The following is a 2,372-nucleotide window of genomic DNA, read 5'->3' as shown; positions in this document are numbered from 1 at the left end:
TGGATTATTTTGAAGGTGAAAGCCTTGTGGTATTTTTAGATCACTTTGACACATCCTGGGTGAGGGACAAGGCTGAAGTCGGTCGCATTCTTGATGAATACGACAACATCAAGGCGGTGCTTGCAAGCGGTTTCGACGAGTCCATTCAAAAGACTGAAATTCACATTGCCTATGAGATTTTGGATGCGATAACCAATGAAAAGATGATAAAGGTTGCAACCGATACCCTTGAAGAGGCCGCTGAACTGTCATTTAAATACTCTGAACCCGGAGATATCATATTGCATATGGGACCGCTCATATCATTTGATAGGGTCAATATACTAAACAAGATTATGAAGGGACTTAAGGACGGGAGTAGAAAGTATGAATAAGAATACTACCTTCGGAGTCATCGGAGTTTGCGGAGCAAACGGAAACCTGATAGCAAGAGTACTTAAGCAAAGGGGATATGATGTTGTAGGAACAGACCTTGCATTTAAGAAAGACTGCAGATTCGCTAAATCCCTGGAAGGTTATGACATTGAAGTCTTTTACGGAAACACTCCTGATACATTTTTTAAAAAAGCTGATTACGTTATTCCACCTTTAAGCTTACCGGCAGATGCCGAAGTAATCAAGAATTGCAAAAAGCCGATTTTGAGTCTGGAGGAGGTCATTGAAATGATCAGGCCTGAAAAGCCTGTGTTCGGAATAACCGGAACCAACGGCAAGACAACCTCAACCACACTCCTGAAGATGATTGCATATGACAACGGAATAAAGCCATGCGAACATGACCTTGAAGGAATGCAGGGCAATGCCGAGTTCATTCCAATTCTGCAGTCAAGATTGAATGGTGATGTGGGAATACTGGAGGTAGGAACCTTCGGAGTTCCGGGAACCGTTGGAAGGATAGTGAAACACACCGGCATGTCAAGCGGACTGATTACAAACATCACTCCTGACCATTTGAATGACCTTGGAAGCTTCATGGATTATGCAAACGTCAAGGGCGAATTCATAAAGGAATTGGGAATCGGACAGCTGATTGTCAACGGACATGACCCGACAATCATCGGTTTGCTTCGCGAACTTGATTTCAAGGGTGAAGTGATTACATTCGGTGTTGATGAGCTTCCGGATTCAATAGGCATGAAGGAATGTGTCTGCGGACGTGAAGTTGCTGTAAAGGAAATAATTTCAGGTTGCGGATATTACTTCTGCCAATGCGGAGTCACAACCCCTCAGGTAGACTATATTGCCACAAACGTTGATTTGGCAAACAGGACATTCGACCTGCACACTCCGACTGAAAAACTGACAGTCAAGATGGGAGTGGATGGGCTTCACAATGTCTACAATATCACAGGAGTAATCATTGCGGCTCATGAATTTCTGGACCTGCCTTATGAAAAAATATTGCCTACCATCGCCAGTTTCTCTGGTGTAAGCGGAAGAATGGAAGAGGTCGGCAAGGTTAAGGGCAAGGACATTTTCGTTGACTATGCCCACAATCCAGCAGGCGTTGAAACAGTGCTGAAGGAATTCAAAAAGCTATTCGGGGACTTTACAACAGTGATAACTGTGTCTTCCGAATCAGGCGAGGTCGGTGACATTGACATATTCAACAGCGTTTTGAAATTCTCAAAGTTCATTGTGCCTGCCTCAAGGGCTTCACACATGTCGATGACTTTGAAAAGACAGGAACCCTGGGCGCTTCAGAAGATGAAGTTCGTGACGGTTTGAGAAAAGCTTTAAACCTTGACTGTGAAATGGTGATAGCCATTGGCGAAGCCGCCACAAAATTCAAGGATATTGTTTTTGAATTATAATTTTTCTTAATAATGCAATGACCTCTCAAGGTCAGTATTGAATTGCACAAAAAAGGGAGGGAAAACATATTACTTTTCAAATGCTCTCTCTTAACCTTTTAATATTAAATGAAATTAATATGATATTATGGCAAGCTACATAAATCATCCTTTACTCAAAAAAGATGCAATCGAATCAAGGTTATATCAGCAGATTCTTGCAGGAGATGTATTAAAAAAAGGAAATACTATGGTTGTTGCACCTACTGCGTTAGGTAAGACAATTGTAGCCATTCTTGTAGCTGCAGACAGATTAAATAAAGTTAAAAATTCAAAGGTTCTTGTTCTTGCACCGTCAAAACCATTGGCCATACAGCATGAGGAAAGTTTCAAGGAATTCATCACCCTGCCTTGCAGCTCAATTACAGGTGCTGTTAAAACAGATGAAAGGGTTAAAAGATGGGAAGAGTCAAGAATCATATCAGCAACACCTCAAACAGTCGAATCCGATTTGTTAAACGGAAGATATGATTTGAGCAATGTGTCCTTAATCGTTTTCGACGAATGCCATCATGGTGT

At 41.8% G+C, this 2,372-nt stretch carries 2 protein-coding genes and 1 pseudogene; all 3 read left to right on the top strand.

Annotated features, from left to right (window positions below; translation table 11 throughout):
* Nucleotides 1-374, top strand: a pseudogene (locus tag QZN27_RS09865) (UDP-N-acetylmuramoylalanine--D-glutamate ligase); the annotation flags it as partial.
* Nucleotides 367-1,728 (top strand): Mur ligase family protein, encoded by a 1,362-nt coding sequence (locus tag QZN27_RS09860; RefSeq protein ID WP_296787063.1) that lies wholly within the window; start codon nucleotides 367-369, stop codon nucleotides 1,726-1,728. The pseudogene QZN27_RS09865 and the gene QZN27_RS09860, both read left to right, overlap by 8 nt.
* Nucleotides 1,729-1,941: 213 nt before the next feature.
* The coding region (locus tag QZN27_RS09855) for a DEAD/DEAH box helicase (RefSeq protein ID WP_296787062.1) at nucleotides 1,942-2,372 on the top strand (431 nt) is incomplete at its 3' end.

The sequence above is a fragment of the uncultured Methanobrevibacter sp. genome, from assembly GCF_900316895.1.
GTDB lineage: Archaea > Methanobacteriota > Methanobacteria > Methanobacteriales > Methanobacteriaceae > Methanocatella.
This window is presented reverse-complemented; position numbering and strand designations above follow the sequence as displayed.

Excerpts from the sequence above, each read along its gene's own strand:
- QZN27_RS09860 (WP_296787063.1), top strand. The coding sequence starts at position 367 with ATGAATAAGAATACTACCTTCGGAGTCATCGGAGTTTGCGGAGCAAAC.